The sequence below is a fragment of the Pseudomonas sp. AAC genome, assembly GCF_000725445.1.
In the GTDB taxonomy this organism is placed as follows: domain Bacteria; phylum Pseudomonadota; class Gammaproteobacteria; order Pseudomonadales; family Pseudomonadaceae; genus Pseudomonas; species Pseudomonas citronellolis.
In genome coordinates this window covers 200,021-216,290 of sequence record NZ_KL647102.1, presented here as the reverse complement: position 1 = coordinate 216,290, position 16,270 = coordinate 200,021, and the positions used below count along the sequence as shown (strand labels likewise).

General features: G+C 64.8%; 12 protein-coding genes and 1 pseudogene. 8 read left to right on the top strand and 5 right to left on the bottom strand.

What is annotated here, in order from left to right; translation table 11 throughout:
• The first annotated feature begins 230 nt into the window (after window positions 1–230).
• The 4 genes and pseudogenes from FG99_RS28480 (at window position 231) to FG99_RS28465 (ending at window position 5,099) form a co-directional block, all read left to right on the top strand.
• Window positions 231–1,552: pseudogene (locus FG99_RS28480) on the top strand (chloride channel protein).
• A gap of 113 nt (window positions 1,553–1,665) precedes the next feature.
• Entirely contained in the window at window positions 1,666–2,619 is a 954-nt protein-coding gene (locus FG99_RS28475; protein WP_043273549.1) for a TAXI family TRAP transporter solute-binding subunit, read from the top strand.
• Window positions 2,620–2,667: 48 nt separating this feature from the next.
• Window positions 2,668–4,695, top strand: coding sequence for a TRAP transporter permease (locus tag FG99_RS28470; protein WP_043273548.1), 2,028 nt, complete (start codon window positions 2,668–2,670; stop codon window positions 4,693–4,695).
• A complete protein-coding gene (locus FG99_RS28465) occupies window positions 4,692–5,099 on the top strand; it encodes a DUF1850 domain-containing protein (protein WP_024767251.1) in 408 nt (135 codons plus the stop codon). Before FG99_RS28470 ends, FG99_RS28465 begins: the two co-directional genes overlap by 4 nt.
• Window positions 5,100–5,118: 19 nt before the next feature.
• On the opposite strand, the gene FG99_RS28460 is transcribed toward FG99_RS28465, so the two are convergent.
• Complete coding sequence (locus FG99_RS28460; protein WP_024767252.1) at window positions 5,119–7,092, bottom strand: BCCT family transporter; 1,974 nt, start codon at window positions 7,090–7,092, stop codon at window positions 5,119–5,121.
• A gap of 291 nt (window positions 7,093–7,383) precedes the next feature.
• On the opposite strand from FG99_RS28460, the gene nhaA reads away from it, so the two are divergent.
• Together nhaA and FG99_RS28450 are read left to right on the top strand one after the other, a co-directional pair.
• Complete coding sequence (nhaA, locus tag FG99_RS28455; protein ID WP_043273547.1) at window positions 7,384–8,742, top strand: Na+/H+ antiporter NhaA; 1,359 nt, start codon at window positions 7,384–7,386, stop codon at window positions 8,740–8,742.
• A gap of 117 nt (window positions 8,743–8,859) precedes the next feature.
• On the top strand, window positions 8,860–9,270 hold the full coding sequence (locus FG99_RS28450; RefSeq protein ID WP_037011165.1) for a DUF1330 domain-containing protein: 411 nt from the start codon (window positions 8,860–8,862) through the stop codon (window positions 9,268–9,270).
• 43 nt (window positions 9,271–9,313) lie between these two features.
• Here FG99_RS28450 and FG99_RS31725 read toward each other — a convergent pair whose 3' ends face one another.
• Window positions 9,314–9,643: a four-helix bundle copper-binding protein gene (locus tag FG99_RS31725; RefSeq protein ID WP_079378990.1), complete on the bottom strand. Its 330-nt coding sequence runs from the start codon at window positions 9,641–9,643 to the stop codon at window positions 9,314–9,316.
• 308 nt (window positions 9,644–9,951) lie between these two features.
• Here FG99_RS31725 and FG99_RS28445 point away from each other — a divergent pair, with 308 nt between their 5' ends.
• Both FG99_RS28445 and FG99_RS28440 read left to right on the top strand, forming a co-directional pair.
• On the top strand, window positions 9,952–11,685 hold the full coding sequence (locus FG99_RS28445; protein WP_043273546.1) for a peptidoglycan D,D-transpeptidase FtsI family protein: 1,734 nt from the start codon (window positions 9,952–9,954) through the stop codon (window positions 11,683–11,685).
• A gap of 93 nt (window positions 11,686–11,778) precedes the next feature.
• Window positions 11,779–12,831: a mechanosensitive ion channel family protein gene (locus FG99_RS28440; protein WP_043273696.1), complete on the top strand. Its 1,053-nt coding sequence runs from the start codon at window positions 11,779–11,781 to the stop codon at window positions 12,829–12,831.
• Between the two features lie 231 nt (window positions 12,832–13,062).
• Here the strand turns inward: FG99_RS28440 and FG99_RS28435 are convergent, their stop codons facing one another.
• From FG99_RS28435 to FG99_RS28425, 3 genes are all read right to left on the bottom strand, one after another.
• Entirely contained in the window at window positions 13,063–14,145 is a 1,083-nt protein-coding gene (locus FG99_RS28435; RefSeq protein WP_079744065.1) for an NAD(P)H-dependent flavin oxidoreductase, read from the bottom strand.
• Between the two features lie 43 nt (window positions 14,146–14,188).
• Window positions 14,189–14,770, bottom strand: a complete 582-nt coding sequence (locus tag FG99_RS28430; protein ID WP_042170940.1) for a Fe-Mn family superoxide dismutase — start codon at window positions 14,768–14,770, stop codon at window positions 14,189–14,191.
• 119 nt (window positions 14,771–14,889) lie between these two features.
• The gene (locus FG99_RS28425; RefSeq protein ID WP_051879338.1) at window positions 14,890–16,173 is read right to left on the bottom strand and encodes an NADH:flavin oxidoreductase/NADH oxidase family protein; all 1,284 of its coding nucleotides are present in this window, start codon (window positions 16,171–16,173) and stop codon (window positions 14,890–14,892) included.
• Window positions 16,174–16,270: the final 97 nt, after the last annotated feature.

Below are 16,270 nucleotides of genomic sequence, written 5' to 3'. Positions count from 1 at the left end.
CACTCAAGGTCAGGACGCCTTGAAGCGGACGCTTGCCTAGCAACTTCGAAAATTACGAACGCTCTGCAGCGCGCTGCAGAAAGTCAGACACGGCGGTTTCCACGCAACTGGAGTCCGCCGTCGAGTACAAATGACGTCTTGAACGCTCTTTCCTCCCCGATGCCAGTCCCATAGGCGGACCAGAAGAAGATGGCCATAATCGGCGCTTGCCCCCGATCCAGGCCCCGTCGATGTCCGAGCAACCCAGCCCAGCCAACGCAGAACAAGCCTCCCCTGCCCGCCCCCGACGCTTCCGCCGGCCCCGCTGGCTGGAATGGCGACAGCGCCTGGCGTTCTGGGTCGGCGCGCTGCTGGTGGGCCTGGTGGCGCTGGCCTTCGCCTGGCTGGCGGACCAGTCCTTCGCCCTGTTCAAGCGCATGCTCGGCGTCTCCCCCTGGCTGCCGCTGCTTGTCACCCCCGCGGGTTTCGCCCTGCTGGCCTGGATCACCCAGCACTGGTTCGTCGAGGCCAAGGGCAGTGGCATTCCCCAGGTGATCGCCGCGCTGGAGTCGCCTTCGCGGCGTTTCCGCGCCCAGGTGCTGGCGCTGCCGGTGGCCGCCGTACGCATGCTCTTCACCCTGGGTGCGCTGCTGGTGGGCGGCTCGGTGGGGCGCGAAGGGCCCACGGTGCACGTCGGCGCCGCGGTCATCTACGCCTTCGGCCGGCGCCTGGGGCTGCATGGCCGGCGCACCATCGCCGGGCTGATCCTCGCCGGTGGCGCGGCCGGCATCGCCGCGGCCTTCAACACGCCGCTGGCCGGCATCGTGTTCGCCATCGAGGAGCTCAGCCGCACCTTCGAGCAGCGCTTCAGCGGCCTGGTGCTGACCGCGGTGCTGATCGGCGGCGCCGTCACCCTCGGGCTGATGGGCAACTACTCCTACTTCGGCGAGATCGGCGGCAATCTGCCGGCGGGCTGGGGCTGGAGCGAGGTGCCGGCCTGCGCGCTGCTCGGCGGCCTGCTGGGCGGGCTCTACGTCAAGCTGGTACTGCCGGTCGCATGTGCCGCCTGCGAGAACGCTTCCCGGTGCGCTTCGCCGGCGCCTGCGGCCTGCTGCTGGCGCTGCTGGGGCAGGCCTCGGGCAACCACGTGTTCGGCACCGGCTACGAGGAAACCCGCGCCCTGCTCGAAGGCCACCCGGTGACCGACCAGGGCTTCTTGCTGTGGAAGTTCCTAGCCAACGTAGTCTCATATCTGGCGGGCATCCCTGGGGGATTATTTTCCCCTTCGCTGAGCATAGGCGCGGCCTTCGCCCCGCTGCTGGCCCAGTTGCCCGACGTCAACCCGCAGACCTGCGCGCTACTGGGCATGGGCGCCTACCTCGCCGGGGTGACGCGCTCGCCGCTGACCGCCTCGGTGATCGTCCTGGAACTCTCCCACAGCCCCGACCTGGTCATCCCCATGCTGGCAGCCACGGTCATGGCCACGGCGGTCTCCGGCTGGATAGCCCCGGTCTCGCTGTACCACGCTCTGGCGCGGCAGGTCCTCGACAAGCTGGCACCAAATAGACCCTGAGCTAAAAGCAGTCGCGCGCTCTTAGACTTTCGGCTAAAAACCTGGGCAAGCCGGGCGCAAGCGTTCTACGGTTAGTCATTCAGGCACAAGAACAAGAACCTGGAGACCGAGCCATGATCCGACGCACCCGCCTGGCGCTGGCCGGCGCCGCTTTCCTCGCCGTCTGCGCCACCGCCCAGGCCGCCCCTGTCTTCATCAACATCCTCACCGGCGGCACCAGCGGGGTGTACTACCCCGTGGGCGTCGGCCTGTCGCAGATCTACAGCCACGGCATCGAGGGCAGCAAGACCTCGGTGCAGGCCACCAAGGCCTCGGTGGAGAACCTCAACCTGCTGCAGGCCGGCCGCGGCGAACTGGCCTTCGCTCTTGGCGACTCGGTGGCCGACGCCTGGAAAGGCGAGGCCGACGCCGGCTTCAAGACGCCGCTGAAGAAGCTGCGGGCCATCGCCGGCACTTACCCCAACTACATCCAGATCGTCGCCAGCAAGGAGTCGGGGATCACCTCCCTGGCCGACCTCAAGGGCAAGCGCATCTCCGTCGGCGCGCCCAAGTCCGGCACCGAGCTGAACGCCCGTGCGATCTTCAAGGCCGCCGGGCTGAGCTACCAGGACATGGGCAAGGTGGAGTACCTGCCCTTCGCCGAATCGGTGGAGCTGATCAAGAACCGCCAACTCGACGCCACCCTGCAGTCCTCGGGCCTGGGCCAGGCATCGATCCGCGACCTGGCCTCAACCATGCCGGTCAGCTTCGTGGCGATCCCCGCCGAGGTGGTGGCGAAGATCGGCAACAACGCCTACCTGCCGGCGACCATCCCCGCCAAGACCTACGACGGCCAGGACGCCGACGTACCCACCGCGGCCATCGTCAACATCCTTGTGACCCGCGAGGGCGTCAGCGACGAGTTGGCTTACCAGATGACCAAGCAGTTGTTCGATAACCTGCCGCGCCTGGTCACCGCCCATGCGGCGGCCAAGGACATCAGCCTGGACAAGGCGGCTAAGAACCTGCCGATTCCGCTGCACCCCGGCGCCGAGCGCTTCTACAAGGAAAAAGGTCTGCTTCCCTGAGCCATGGGCCGGCCCCACGCCGGGGCCGGCCACCGCAGGAGACCCCGAATGAGCGATACCGCCCACGGCCTGCATGCCGACACCGAGCGCTGGCCCGCCAGCCTGTTCGCCGTCGCCCTGGCCTTCTCGATCTTCCAGGTCGCCACCGCGGCCTTCCCGCTGATCTCCACCCAGGTCCTGCGCGCGGTGCACGTGGGCTTCCTGCTGCTGGTCGTCTACCTATGCTACCCGGCGCGCGGCCATGGCCGCCCCTGGCAACCGCTGGCCTGGCTGCTGGGCCTGGCCGGCATGGCCACGGCGGCCTACCAGTGGTTCTTCGAGGCCGACCTGATCCAGCGCTCCGGCGAGCTGACCCACGGCGACATGCTCATCGGCCTGGTACTGATCGTGCTGGTGTTCGAGGCCGCCCGGCGCGTCATGGGCATCGCCCTGCCGATCATCTGCGCCCTGTTCCTCGTCTACGGTCTGCTCGGCCAGTACCTGCCGGGCGACCTGGCGCACCGCGGCTATGGCTTCGACCAAATCGTCAACCAGCTATCCTTCGGCACGGAAGGCCTGTACGGCACGCCCACCTACGTGTCGGCCACCTACATCTACCTGTTCATCCTATTCGGCGCCTTCCTCGAACAGGCCGGGATGATCCGCCTGTTCACCGACTTCGCCATGGGCCTGTTCGGCCACCGCAGCGGCGGACCGGCCAAGGTCTCGGTGTTCTCCTCGGCGCTGATGGGCACCATCACCGGCTCCGGGGTGGCCAATGTGGTCACCACCGGGCAGTTCACCATTCCGTTGATGAAACGCTTCGGTTACTCGCCGGCCTTCGCTGGCGGCGTCGAAGCCACCTCCAGCATGGGCAGCCAGATCATGCCCCCGGTGATGGGGGCGGTGGCCTTCATCATGGCCGAGACCATCAACGTGCCCTACGCCGAGGTGGCCAAGGCGGCGCTGATCCCGGCCCTGCTGTATTTCGGCTCGGTGTACTGGATGGTCCACCTGGAGGCCCGGCGCAGCCATTTGCACGGCCTGCCGCCGGAGCAATGCCCAAGCGCCTGGGGCGCGCTGCGCCAGCGCTGGTTCCTGCTGATCCCGCTGCTGGTGCTGATCGCCCTGCTGTTTTCCGGGCGTACCCCGCTGTACTCGGGCATGGTCGGCCTAGCGCTGACTGCCATTGTCATCCTCGGCTCGGCGATCATCCTGCGCGCCGGCAACACCTGGCTGCGCATCGCCTTCTGGGTGGCGCTAGGGGTGCTCTGCTCGGGGTTCTTCCGCCTGGGTATCGGCATCGTCTTCCTGGTCATCGCCGCCCTGGCGCTGGCCTGCTTCTTCATCCGCGGCGGCCGCGCCACCCTGCGGGCCTGCGTCATGGCCCTGGCCGAAGGCGCCCGCCACGCGGTGCCGGTGGGCATCGCCTGCACCCTGGTCGGGGTGATCATCGGCGTCATCTCGCTGACCGGGGTGGCCACCACCTTCGCCGGCTACATCCTCGACCTGGGCCGCGATAACCTGTTCCTCTCGCTGGTGCTGACCATGCTCACCTGCCTGGTGCTGGGCATGGGCATCCCGACCATCCCCAACTACATCATCACCAGTTCCATCGCGGCCCCCGCCCTGCTGGAGCTGGGCGTGCCGCTGATCGTCTCGCACATGTTCGTGTTCTATTTCGGCATCCTCGCCGACCTCACCCCGCCGGTGGCCCTGGCCTGCTTCGCCGCCGCCCCCATCGCCCAGGAGAGGGGGCTGAAGATCAGCTTCTGGGCGGTGCGCATCGCCCTGGCCGGCTTCGTCGTGCCCTTCATGGCGGTCTACGACCCGGCGCTGATGATGCAGGGCGACAGTTGGGCGGCCACGCTCTACATGCTGGTCAAGGCGATCTTCGCAGTGGTGCTCTGGGGCATGGCCTCCATCGGCCACCTCAGTGCCCCCATGCCTTGGTGGGAGCGCAGCCTGGCGTTCGCCGCCGGCCTGCTGCTGATCCTCGCCCTGCCAATCAGCGACGAGGCCGGCTTCGCCCTGGGCGCGGCTGTGCTCGGCTGGCACCTGTGGCGCCATCGCGGCGCGGCCGGACAGCCGGCATGACCGGCCTGTGCCTGGGGCTGGCCGGGGTGGTCTGGGCCAGCCTGCCGCTGCAGCACTTCACCCTGGCTTGGCAGCACAGCATCGAGAAGATCCGCTGGGAAGAGGACTACCAGGTGACCTCTGCCGGCCTGCTGCTCGGCGAGGCGAGAGTGCGCGGCAACGGCGCCGGCATGGAAATTCCGGACGGTGCGGTCCTGCGCGACGGCGCCTGGCACTACCGGCGCCACCTTCCACCGTTGCAACCGCTGCACGCCGGGCGCACGCCCGAGGCCGGCGACTACCAGCTGTGCACCGAACACGGCTGCCAGGCGCTGTCGCACTGGCTGGGGCCACCGACGACGGCGACCCCGGCCGTGGATTTCTGGGCCTGCGAGACGACCACCGAAACGTCCCGGCCCCTCTAGCGCAGCGAATCGCGCTCGCTCAGCCGACGACGTGCAGGTAGTGCAGGTGCCTTTCATACTGATCGAGAATGTCGCTGATCACGTCATCGCGGCTCCAGCCCATGATGTCGTAGTCTTGGCCACCCTCGCGCAGATGCACCTCGGCACGGAAGTACTTGCGCGCATCGCTGCTCTCCTCGGTGTCACGCATGACGAAACTGGGTGTGGTGAACGCGCGCGGTCGCACTTCGTAGAGGAAGCGGCCTTCGCCGGCGTGGTCCAGTTCCAGGCTCACGCGGCCGTCTTCGCGCTCGCTCACCGTTACCTCGTAGCCCTGCTTGCGCAATTCGGCGGCGACCTCCTCGCACGCCGGCCTCGCCACCTCGGCGATGAAGCGCGTCACGTGGGCACGCCGCGGCAACATGGCGATGTTGCGCAGGCGCCGCTGCCAGCCGCCATGGGCATGGGGCGCCTGGCGCGGCGACGGCAGTGTCTGGTTGCGCAGGCCGCGGCGGGTGGCGTCCAGGTGCAACGCACGGAACAATCCCCAGATCGAAGCCAGGAGGATGATGGAGAACGGCAGCGCACTGGCGATGGTCGCGGTCTGCAGTGCCTTCAGCCCGTTGGCCAGCAGTAGCGCGATCGCCACCACGCCAATGCTCACCGACCAGAAGATGCGCTGCCATAGCGGCGAGTGGTCATGCCCGGACGAGGCCAGCATATCCACCACCAGAGCACCGGAATCGGCGGAGGTGACGAAGAACACCACCACCATCAGTACCGCGACCATGGACACCACGCTCGACAGCGGGAAATGCTCGAGGAAGGCGAACAGCGCCAGCGAGCTGTCCTGGTCGACTATCGCCGCCAGGTCTTGCACGCCATCGGTGAGGATCATGTGGATCGCAGAGTCACCGAAAACCGTCATCCACAGCAGGGTGAAACCGGCCGGTACGAACAGCACGCCACAGACGAACTCGCGAATCGTCCGGCCACGCGAGATGCGCGCGATGAACAGACCCACGAAAGGCGACCAGGACAACCACCAGCCCCAGTACAGCAGGGTCCAACCACCGATCCAGTCCGTGGGCTGGTAGGCGTAGAGATTGAACGTCTTGTAGACGATGTCGGACAGGTAGGCGCCGGTATTCTGTACGTAGGTCTGCAGAAGGAAGACCGTGGGGCCCAGCAACAGCACGAAGAGCAGCAGCACCGCCGCCAGCCCCAGGTTGAGCTCCGAAAGAATGCGGATGCCCTTATCCAGGCCGCTGGCCACCGAAAGCGTGGCCAGGCCGCAGGTAATGGCGATCAGGACGATCTGCACGGTGGGGTTCACCGGCAAACCGAACAGATGGTGGAAACCGCTGTTGATCTGCAGCACGCCATAGCCCAGCGAAGTGGCGACACCGAACACGGTGCCGAGGATGGCGAAAATGTCCACGGCATGGCCGATGGGCCCATGGATGCGCTCGCCGATCAGCGGATAGAGCGCCGAACGCAGCGTGAGCGGCAAGCCCTTGCGGAAGCTGAAGTAGGCCAGGATCAGCCCGACCATCGCATAGATCGCCCAGGCGTGCAGGCCCCAGTGGAAGAAGGTGATCTTCATCGCTTCGCGCGCGGCGGCTACCGTGCCCGGCTCACCCACCGGCGGCGTGGTGAAATGCATGACCGGCTCGGCGACGCCGAAGAACATCAGGCCGATGCCCATGCCGGCGGAAAACAGCATGGCGAACCAACTGCTGCTGCGGTACTCCGGCTCGCTGTGGTCGGGGCCGAGCTTGATATCGCCATAGCGACTGACCGCCAGGAACACGACGCTGATCAGGATCAGCGCCACCGCGAGGATGTAGAACCAGCTGGCATTGGTGATGATCCATTGCTGCACGTCGTTGAACAACGCTTGTGCCTGCTCCTGGAAAACGGAGGCATAGAGCACCAGTACCAAGATAAGCACTGCACTGCTGTAGAACACCGGTGGATTCAGGGTACTCCTTGGCTTGGATGGGGCATTCATTGCGGGTTTTCTCCTTTGAATCTGTGTGCCGAAGCACAGCGGAAAACCTATCAAGGGTAACAAGCATGGCCTGCTATCCCTACCGCAAATGGGAAATGGGTGCTTTTTTCGCCGAGTAATTCCTGGCTCTCCAGCCAGCGTGATGACGCTTACGCAACGGTGCGAACGTGAGGCGCTGGTACTTCACTCACCGCGAAAGGGTCCTGTAGACTTGCGCTCCGGGTGTCTGCTGCAAGGGTGGCGAGACAGGTCAATGCGTAGGTCGGGCCGCCGCGCGGAGAGCTTGTGCGCATGCAACAGAATCCCCTGCCCCGTGCCCAGCGAATGGCCGAACGCGCCTTCGCCAACCTTGAACGTTTCCTGCATATCGAAGCCGTCAGTGGCGCCGTCCTGCTGGTCGCCGCCGTCATCGCCCTGCTGTGGGCGAACTCCCCGGCCGCCCATGGCTACGACGCCCTATGGCACGCTCCGCTGTCCATCGGAATCGGCTCCTTCACGTTCTCGCGTTCGCTCCACTTCTGGATAAACGATGGGTTGATGACCGTGTTCTTCCTGGTCGTCGGCATGGAAATCCGCCGGGAAATCCATGAGGGTGCCCTGGCCAACCTGCGCCAGGCGGCATTACCCATGATAGCGGCTGTTGGTGGTGTCCTGGCGCCGGCAGCGATCTACCTGGCGATAAACCACACCCCCGCCGCGCACTCGGGCTGGGCCATACCGACGGCCACCGACATCGCCTTCGCGGTGGGCGTGCTGGCGTTGCTGGGCAAATCCATCCCCGCCAACGTCAGGGTGTTCCTGCTGGCGCTGGCCGTCATCGACGACATCATCGCGGTCCTGATCATCGCCGTCTTCTACTCAGGAGGCCTCGACTACAGTGGCTTCGCCATCACGGCAGTGGGCATCCTGCTCGTGCTCGGCCTGCAGAAGATCGGCGTCGGAACCGCCTACGCCTATGTGCTTCCGGGTGCGGTGACCTGGGCCGGCCTGCTCATGACCGGGGCGCATCCCAGCCTGGCTGGCGTGGTGCTCGGCCTGATGACACCGGTATACAGCATGCCGATGCGGGAGCGCCCCCTGGAGCGTGTTTCGCGCATCACCGGCGAACTGATCGGCCGGGCCCAATCGCCGGAACGGGACGCAAGCGACCTGATGCCGCCCCTGAAGAGCCTGCGCCATGCTCAGCGCGAACTGGTCCCGCCCGTGGTACGCGTTCAGCAGGCCCTGCATCCCTGGGTCGCCTACGGCATCATGCCCCTGTTCGCCCTTGCCAATGCCGGGGTCAGCCTCCAGGGCATCGACCTGGCTGCCGAGGCACCGCATTGGGTCCTGCTGGGCGTGGCCGCCGCGCTCATCGTCGGGAAACCACTCGGCATCATCAGCATCACCTGGTTGATGGTGCGCCTGGGCTGGTGTGCATTGCCGAGCGGGGTCACCTGGCGAGGCGTCATCCTGATCGGGCTGCTCGCGGGTATCGGCTTCACCATGTCGATCTTCATCGCCATGCTCGGCTTCTCCGAGCCCAGCCTGCTCGGCCCCGCGAAGCTCGGCGTACTGATCGGCTCCACCTTCGCCGCGGCGCTGGGGCTGGCCTGGGGGGCTTTCGTCATGCGTCAGGACAAGGGAAGGGAGCCTGCGCGCGCGAAGTGAACGATCCGATCCAGGATCCGCCTCAGGGTCATCCGGCGCCATTCAGCACATGAATAGGCCTTGACCACCCAACTCGCTCGGCAGCAACGTCATCCCCACCCCTTCCGGAGCGACGCCATGCCCAGCCTGAATCCAAGCCGCGAACAACTTGCCCGGTTCACCGAGGAAATGCCGGCAGGCAAGCCGATACTGATGCTCAATCTGCTGCGTTACCGGACCGAAGCCGACTATCCGCCGGATGCGGGAGCGCCCCCCTGCACCGGCCGCGAGGCCTATGCCCGCTATGCCCGCGTCGCCGGGGCGAAAGTCGCCGCAGTCGGCGGCTCGGTTCGGCTGCTGGCAGACGCCCATGTGGCGCTCATCGCTCCGGAAGACGAGCGATGGGACGAAATTCTGCTGGTGCGCTACCCCTCGAGGGAAGCGTTCCTGAGCATGCTGGCCGATAGCGAATATCGTGCGGCAACGGTGCATCGCACAGCCGCCCTGGCCGACTCGCGACTCATCGCCAGCACCGAACGCGAGGCCTGAGCCCCCAAGGCACCGATTGCATCCGCTACCGGTGCCCGAGACTTCAGGCTGCCATCCGCTCGCAAGCCTCGGCGCAGAGTCGGCAAGCCGCCGCGCACTGGCGGCAATGCTCATGCTCGTGCTTGCCGCACTCCTCGCCACATGCCCTGCAAATCCATGCACAAAGCCGGCAGGCGTCTTTGGCCAACGAGCTGTTTCTGGCCATGAGCAATGCGGCGAGACGGCAAGTATCGGCACAATCGCGATCCAGCTCGATGCATCGAGCCATCGACCGCACATTTTCTTCGCCCAGGCATGCACTGGCACATCGCTCACAAGCAACGGCGCAGTCTGTGCACGCCTGCAAACAGGCCTCGTAGTCTTGAGTCTGCATGGGTTGATCCTCGCTTCGTTATCGTGGTTGAAGGAATCGCCAAACGACCGCGCTTGATCGTTCTGCACAAGGCGACAACCCGGTCGACCGACGTCTGACAAAGGGGTTCAGGATTTCGGCCGACCGCCCGAGTGACCATGCGTAACGACAGGGCCTGCCAGCCGGCGCTCGGCCCAGCGCACAACGACCGTCAGCCTCTCGGGCCGAACGCCCGAAGCAGGCCAGTCCGGATGACGTGGTACATTGCCCCCCTTTCAGCGCCCCAGGTCGACAGATAGCCCAGTGAAACGCCCGGACAGCGTCGCCCAATGAACATTCCACCCAGCCTCAGCCACCCCTGGCGCCTGCGCCTGGTCATCCTGCTCTTCGGCCTTCTTTCGGCCGTGCTCTGCTGGCGCCTGCTCGAACTGCAATTGCATCAGCGCGAGTTCCTGCAGGCCCATGGCGATGCGCGTAGCCTGCGTTATCTGAAGATTCCCGCCCATCGCGGCGAGATCACCGACCGCCGGGGAGAGCCCCTGGCGGTGAGCACGCCGATGCTCACCCTCTGGGCCAACGGCAGGGAACTGGCCGCGGCCCCCGAGCGCTGGGCGGAACTCGCCAATGCCCTGGGCCAAACGCCTGCGGCCTTCGCGGCGCGCCTGCAGGCCAACAGCGAACGCGAGTTCTTCTACCTGGAGCGGGGCCTGCCGCCGGTGGTCGGGCAGGCCATCCTGGCGCGCAAGGTGCCGGGCGTCTATGCGCGGGAAGAGTATCGGCGCTTCTACCCGGCCAGCGATACGACGTCCCAGGTGGTCGGCTTCACCGATATCGACGGCCACGGCCAGGAGGGCGTGGAATATGCCTTCGACAGTTGGCTGTCCGGGGTGCCCGGCCGACGCCTGGTGCTCAAGGACCTGTACGGGCGCGTGGTGAAGAACCTGCAGGTCGTGCGCAACGCCAAGCCCGGCAAGGACCTGGCGTTGTCGCTGGACCTGCGCCTGCAATACCTCGCCAACCGCGAACTGAAGCGGGCGCTGGACCAGTTCGGCGCCAAGGCCGGCAGCCTGGTGATGATCGACGTGCGTACCGGTGAGTTGCTGGCGATGGCCAACCAGCCCACCTTCAACCCGAACAACCGCCAGGGCCTGGACCCCGCGGCCATCCGCAACCGCGCGCTGACCGACGTGTTCGAGCCAGGCTCCACCGTCAAGCCCATTTCCATGTGCGCCGCCCTGGAAAGCGGCCGCTGGCGGCCGTCCGACCAGGTCGAAGTGTGGCCCGGCAGCCTGCGCATCGGCCACTACACCATTCGCGACGTGACCCGCAGCGAGGGCCGCATACTCGACCTCACCGGCATCCTCATCAACTCCAGCAACGTCGGCATGAGCAAGGTGGCGTTCGACATCGGCGGCCAAGCCATCCACGACGTGATGCAACGGATGGGCCTGGGCCAGTACACCGGTCTGGGCTTCCCCGGCGAGCGCGTCGGTAACCTACCGGCCTACCCGCGCTGGCGGCCAGCGGAGACGGCCACGCTGTCGTACGGTTACGGCCTGTCGATAACCGCCGTGCAGCTGGCACACGCCTATGCCACCCTGGCCAATGGCGGGCGCATGGTACCCCTATCGCTGGTGCGCCGCGAGCGCGCACCGCGCCCCGAGCAGGTCATTCCGGAAAAGGTCGCGCACACCGTGACGGCCATGCTCGAACAGGTGGTCGAATCGCCCCGCGGCATCCATCGCGCCCGGGTGCCCGGCTATCACGTGGCCGGCAAGAGCGGCACAGCGCGCAAGGCCGCCACCGGTGCGCGCGGCTACCGGGAAAACGCCTACCGCTCGATGTTCGTCGGCTTCGGCCCGATCAGCGCTCCGCGCATCGCCATCTCGGTGGTAATCGACGAGCCCAGCCGCGACGGCTACTTCGGCGGTAAGGTCGCCGCGCCGGTGTTCAGTCGCGTGATGAGCGGCGCCCTGCGCATCCTGGAAGTCCCACCCGACAATCTGCCGGAGCCGCCCTTGCGCGAGGCGGCAACGGCCAGCCAGACACTGGCGTCGGGCTGAGGTGCCCTCGAAACGCCTTTCGCCATTTTCCTGAACTTCTCCCGACCCGGCTCGACCAAGACTATTCAAACCGAGTCGAACGGGAGGATTTCCATGGAGCAACTCAACACCTGGCTCGATCTGGCCTTTCTCGGTCATCTGCTGCTAGTGGCGGCCACGACCGTGATCGGCTATGGGCTGTTTCGTTTCCTGCTGGGCGCCACAAGGAAGCGCCTGGAGGGTAGGACCAGCCACTGGGCACGCTACGCATCGGTCATCGCGAACAGGACCCGCAACACCCTGGTGTTCGTCTTCGCGCTGATGCTGGCCCTCAAGTTGGTCACCCTTCCCGTCAACTGGGAGATGGCGCTGGCCCATGGATGGTTCGTCGTCCTGGCCCTGCAGGTGGCACTGTGGCTCGATGCCTGCGCCCGCCTGTGGACCCGCGACCTCGCCCTCTCGCGATTCGGTGGCATCCAGAACCCGGTGATGGCGACAATCATCTCGGTGGTAGTGCTGATCGTCGTCTGGGCTGTAATGCTGCTTTCCATCCTGGCCAACCTGGGCGTCGACATCACCGCCCTGATCGCCAGCCTGGGCGTAGGTGGCATCGCTGTAGCACTCGCAGTGCAGACCATCTTGAGCGACGTGTTCGCATCACTCTCGATTGGCTTCGACAAGCCGTTCGAGATCGATGACTTCGTGGTGTTCGGTGACGTGGCGGGCACCATCGAGCACATAGGCTTGAAGACCACCCGCATCCGCAGCCTCAGTGGCGAGCAGATCGTCTGCTCCAACACCGAACTGCTCAAGCAGACGCTGCATAACTACAAACGAATGAATACGAGGCGGATCGTGTTCCAGTTCGGAATCAGCTACCGGACCCCAGCCGACAAGGCAAAGGCGGTGACGGGACTCGTAAAGGAAATCATCGACGCCCAGACAGAGGCGAAGTTCGACCGCGCCCATCTAGCCGCCTTCGAAGAAAGCCGGCTGCTGTTCGAGGTCGTCTACATCATGCAAACCGCCGACTACAACCGCTATATGGACGTCCAGCAGGCGATCAACCTGCGGCTACTTTCGGGGCTCGATGAGCTAGGCGTCGAATTCGCCTTCCCGGTACGGGAATTGCGCATGCCGGAGCAAACCGGCAAGGCAGTTCAATAGAGCTTTCCTGTCGCGGCCCTGAAAAAAGAAACCCGGCCGAAGCCGGGTCCTTAAAGGGAAAATCCATCATTGTGGATGCTCAGCAGGAGATGGGGTTCAGACTGGTCAGCTGCAATGATGACGATTGGATAGTGTCAAAGTGACACGAGCAATACAACCCTCTATGTAATGGTGTAGCACCCTTCAGCCCTCAAAACGGCCCTTGAAGTCCCCCTAGCCCTCAGGCTGAAGCTAACTCCCCGCGTGAGCTCTTGCTGCGACACCGCCCAGCGTGACTCCTTGAGCCAGCTCTTCGACGATCTCGGCGGCGGGAAGAATGCTGCGAATACGGCCCACCTGCTCGCCGGCATATAGCGCTGTAGCTTCGAGCAAGGCCGCGGGCAATTGGTCGACGAGTGGAACGGGCGAAAAGACCGGCAGGCCCGGTCTTTGGAAAACGGCCGCATGGGCCTTCATCGGCAGCAGCCTACGTGTGAACGATAGGCTCGAATTGAACCACCGCAGCCAGGCGGGAATGGAACCATCCGCCCGACACCAGCGATCGGTCGCCTTGTTGGGCACCACACGATGAACGTCCGGCCACCCCAATCCGAACAGCTCAGTGACAAGGGTATCCTGCGCTGCCAGCAGCCTCTGGCGATATGCCTCATGCGCGTTGCTCTCGGGCGTCAGCACAAAGCGTGTTCCCGAGCAGACGCCATGTGCCCCCAGACGAATAGCCCGCTCAGCATCCTCTGCCGTGTAAATACCTCCGGCCGCGAAAAGGGGGATGGTCGACGTCAGCGCAACGATTTCCGGCAGAACAGCATCGAGCCGCTGGGTTGCCCTAACATGGCCACCAGCCTCGACACCCTGCACAACCAACCCGTCGACCCCGGCATCGAGCGCCCTTTCCGCTTCCTGCCTTGACCCCACCTGCTGGAAGACGAACACACCCTCGCGGCGAAGCTGCTGGATCAAGGGTTTTCCATCCCCCCAGAACAGCGTGACCATCGGTACCTGCTGACGGATGACCACTTCGACATGCTTCATGCGCGTGTAGGGCAGCAGCAGGTTGACGCAGATCGGTTGCCCGGCCGCCTTCGCCCGGGTCTGCTCGATGGTTTGTTCCCAGACCGAGACATCATGCAGACCTAGCGTGCCGATTCCTCCTGCCGCACAAACCGCCCCGGCCAAAGCCGGCCCCGAGATGGACGTCATGCCGGCCTGCATCACGGGGTAACGGACTCCCAGCGACTCGAGTTTGCTCAATGGCGATGACCTGCCCGCTTCACCGATTGCGGATAGACAACGGGAGTCTTGATCGTTGTTCATTACATTGACTCTCTTGGTGGGTGGACATCGCCGATGCAATGACTCAGCAGGCCAGATTGGCCGCTACGAAATCCCAGTTCACCAGATGCCAGAACGCATTGAGGTACTTGGGACGGGCATTGCGATAATCGATGTAGTAGGCGTGCTCCCACAGGTCGCAGGTCAGCAGGGGCCTATCGGCAGAGGTCAGCGGCGTTTCCGCGTTGCTGGTGTTCACGATGGCGAGCGAGCCGCTGGGCTTTCTCACCAGCCAGGTCCAGGAAGAGCCGAAGTTGCTGACCGCTTTGTCGTTGAACGCCTGCTGGAAACCCTCGAAGGAGCCGAATCCGGTGTCGATGGCATCGCCCAGCGCGCCGTCCGGCCGACCGCCGCCGCTGGGGCTCAGGCAGTTCCAATAGAAACTGTGGTTCCAGATTTGCGCAGCGTTGTTGAAGGTCGCCCCTTCGGAAGTCCTGATGATTTCCTCCAGGGTGCGGCCTTCGAACTCGCCACCTCGGATCAACTCGTTCAATTTCACTACGTAGGCAGCGTGATGCTTGCCGTAGTGATATTCGAGCGTCTCTTTCGAAATATGGGGAGCGAGCGCGTCCAGTTCGAAAGGAAGCTGGGGGAGTTCGAATACCATGGGTGTTCTCCGTTTTCGATGGCAGAAACCATCCGACAGGGGCTAACCGGCGGACAGCGAAGCGCCAGGTCTGGAATCACTTCAGGGAAGGCCGGTTACGCACCGGCAGGCATACGCGCTCAGCCGGCGCGGAACTTGGGCAAGCCGATGTCGCCGCGGACAAAATTGCCCAGCATGTAGCAGAGCGCGACTTTCAGGACGGACTCGTCCGGGCGGGCCTGCCCCTTGCGCGCTATGCGCATGAGCTGGTGCGTGTACCAGATGATTTCCATCATCCGCGAGCGGTCGATGGCCTCCACGCCGGAAACCCTGGGGCTGACTTCATGGCTAGGGTCCAGGCCAGCAAGGAGACGTTGCGGTACGGCGGGGTCGAGGCTGAGCAGGCGAGCCAGCCCGACCAGCTCCAGAGCCCCACTCTGCAACGCCTCATTCATGCCCGCGACGGTACGAAAGCCACCGGTCACCATCAGTGGCACGGACGTCTGTTCCCTCACCTTCTCGGCGAACGCGAGGAAATAGGCCTCGCGCTGACGAGTACTTTCCTTCTGCACCGGCTGTGTGCCGGTCATCGCCGGTGACTCATAGGTGCCGCCGGAAATCTCGATCATGTCGATACCAGCATCCGCGATGGCCAGCACGGCCTCCATGGATTCACCTTCATCGTAACCGCCTTTCTGGAAGTCGGCCGAGTTGAGCTTGATACCTATCGGGTAATCGTGGCCCACCGCATCTCGCATAGCGTGATAGACGGCCATGAGGAAACGCCGACGCTTCTCCGGCGTACCGCCCCAGTCGTCCTCGCGCCGGTTATGGTGCGGCGACAGGAACTGGTTGATCAGATAGCCGTGGGCGGCATGGATCTGGACGCCACCAAATCCAGCTTTCTTGGCGATACGAGCAGTGCTGGCGAAACGATCGATGACCTCCTTGATCTCGTCAGGCCGGATTTCGCGGGGTGTCGGGAAATAGGGAGCCAGCTCCGCGTTGAAGGGAATGGCGGAGGGCGCCAGGTTCTCCCGATTGAGGCCGTTCATCGCCTGCTTCCCGGGGTGGTTGATCTGCATCCAGAGCTGGGTACCGCCGCTGCTTCCTCGCCGTGCCCACTCGCGCAGGAACTCCAGATGTCGCTCGTCCTCCACCACCACGTTGTCAGGCTCGCTGCGAGCCCGGCCGTCGATCATGACATTGCCGGTGAGGCTCAGGCCGACACCACCCTGCGCCCAGGCCTCGTAGAGCGGCAGCAGCCAGTGGCTGGGGGCTCCATGCTTGTCGCCCATGGATTCGTGCATGGCCGCCTTGGCGATGCGATTGCGGATGATGGTGCCGGTCTTCAGGATCAGTGGCTTGGCCAGGCCTGATTCGGGATATTCGACCGATGGCTTTTCTGACTGGAATGCGTTCATGGGAGCCCTCGCTGCAGCAACCTGCGTGTGCAGACGACTCTAAGGACTGGCCCTGCGCATGACGAACGATGATTTCTGTCGCACGATTAAGCCCTGC

Coding starts and splice junctions, on each gene's coding strand:
- FG99_RS28475 (WP_043273549.1), top strand. CDS start 1,666: ATGATCCGACGCACCCGCCTGGCGCTGGCCGGCGCCGCTTTCCTCGCC.
- FG99_RS28470 (WP_043273548.1), top strand. CDS start 2,668: ATGAGCGATACCGCCCACGGCCTGCATGCCGACACCGAGCGCTGGCCC.
- FG99_RS28465 (WP_024767251.1), top strand. CDS start 4,692: ATGACCGGCCTGTGCCTGGGGCTGGCCGGGGTGGTCTGGGCCAGCCTG.
- FG99_RS28460 (WP_024767252.1), bottom strand. CDS start 7,092: ATGAATGCCCCATCCAAGCCAAGGAGTACCCTGAATCCACCGGTGTTC.
- nhaA (WP_043273547.1), top strand. CDS start 7,384: ATGCAACAGAATCCCCTGCCCCGTGCCCAGCGAATGGCCGAACGCGCC.
- FG99_RS28450 (WP_037011165.1), top strand. CDS start 8,860: ATGCCCAGCCTGAATCCAAGCCGCGAACAACTTGCCCGGTTCACCGAG.
- FG99_RS31725 (WP_079378990.1), bottom strand. CDS start 9,643: ATGCAGACTCAAGACTACGAGGCCTGTTTGCAGGCGTGCACAGACTGC.
- FG99_RS28445 (WP_043273546.1), top strand. CDS start 9,952: ATGAACATTCCACCCAGCCTCAGCCACCCCTGGCGCCTGCGCCTGGTC.
- FG99_RS28440 (WP_043273696.1), top strand. CDS start 11,779: ATGGAGCAACTCAACACCTGGCTCGATCTGGCCTTTCTCGGTCATCTG.
- FG99_RS28435 (WP_079744065.1), bottom strand. CDS start 14,145: ATGAACAACGATCAAGACTCCCGTTGTCTATCCGCAATCGGTGAAGCG.
- FG99_RS28430 (WP_042170940.1), bottom strand. CDS start 14,770: ATGGTATTCGAACTCCCCCAGCTTCCTTTCGAACTGGACGCGCTCGCT.
- FG99_RS28425 (WP_051879338.1), bottom strand. CDS start 16,173: ATGAACGCATTCCAGTCAGAAAAGCCATCGGTCGAATATCCCGAATCA.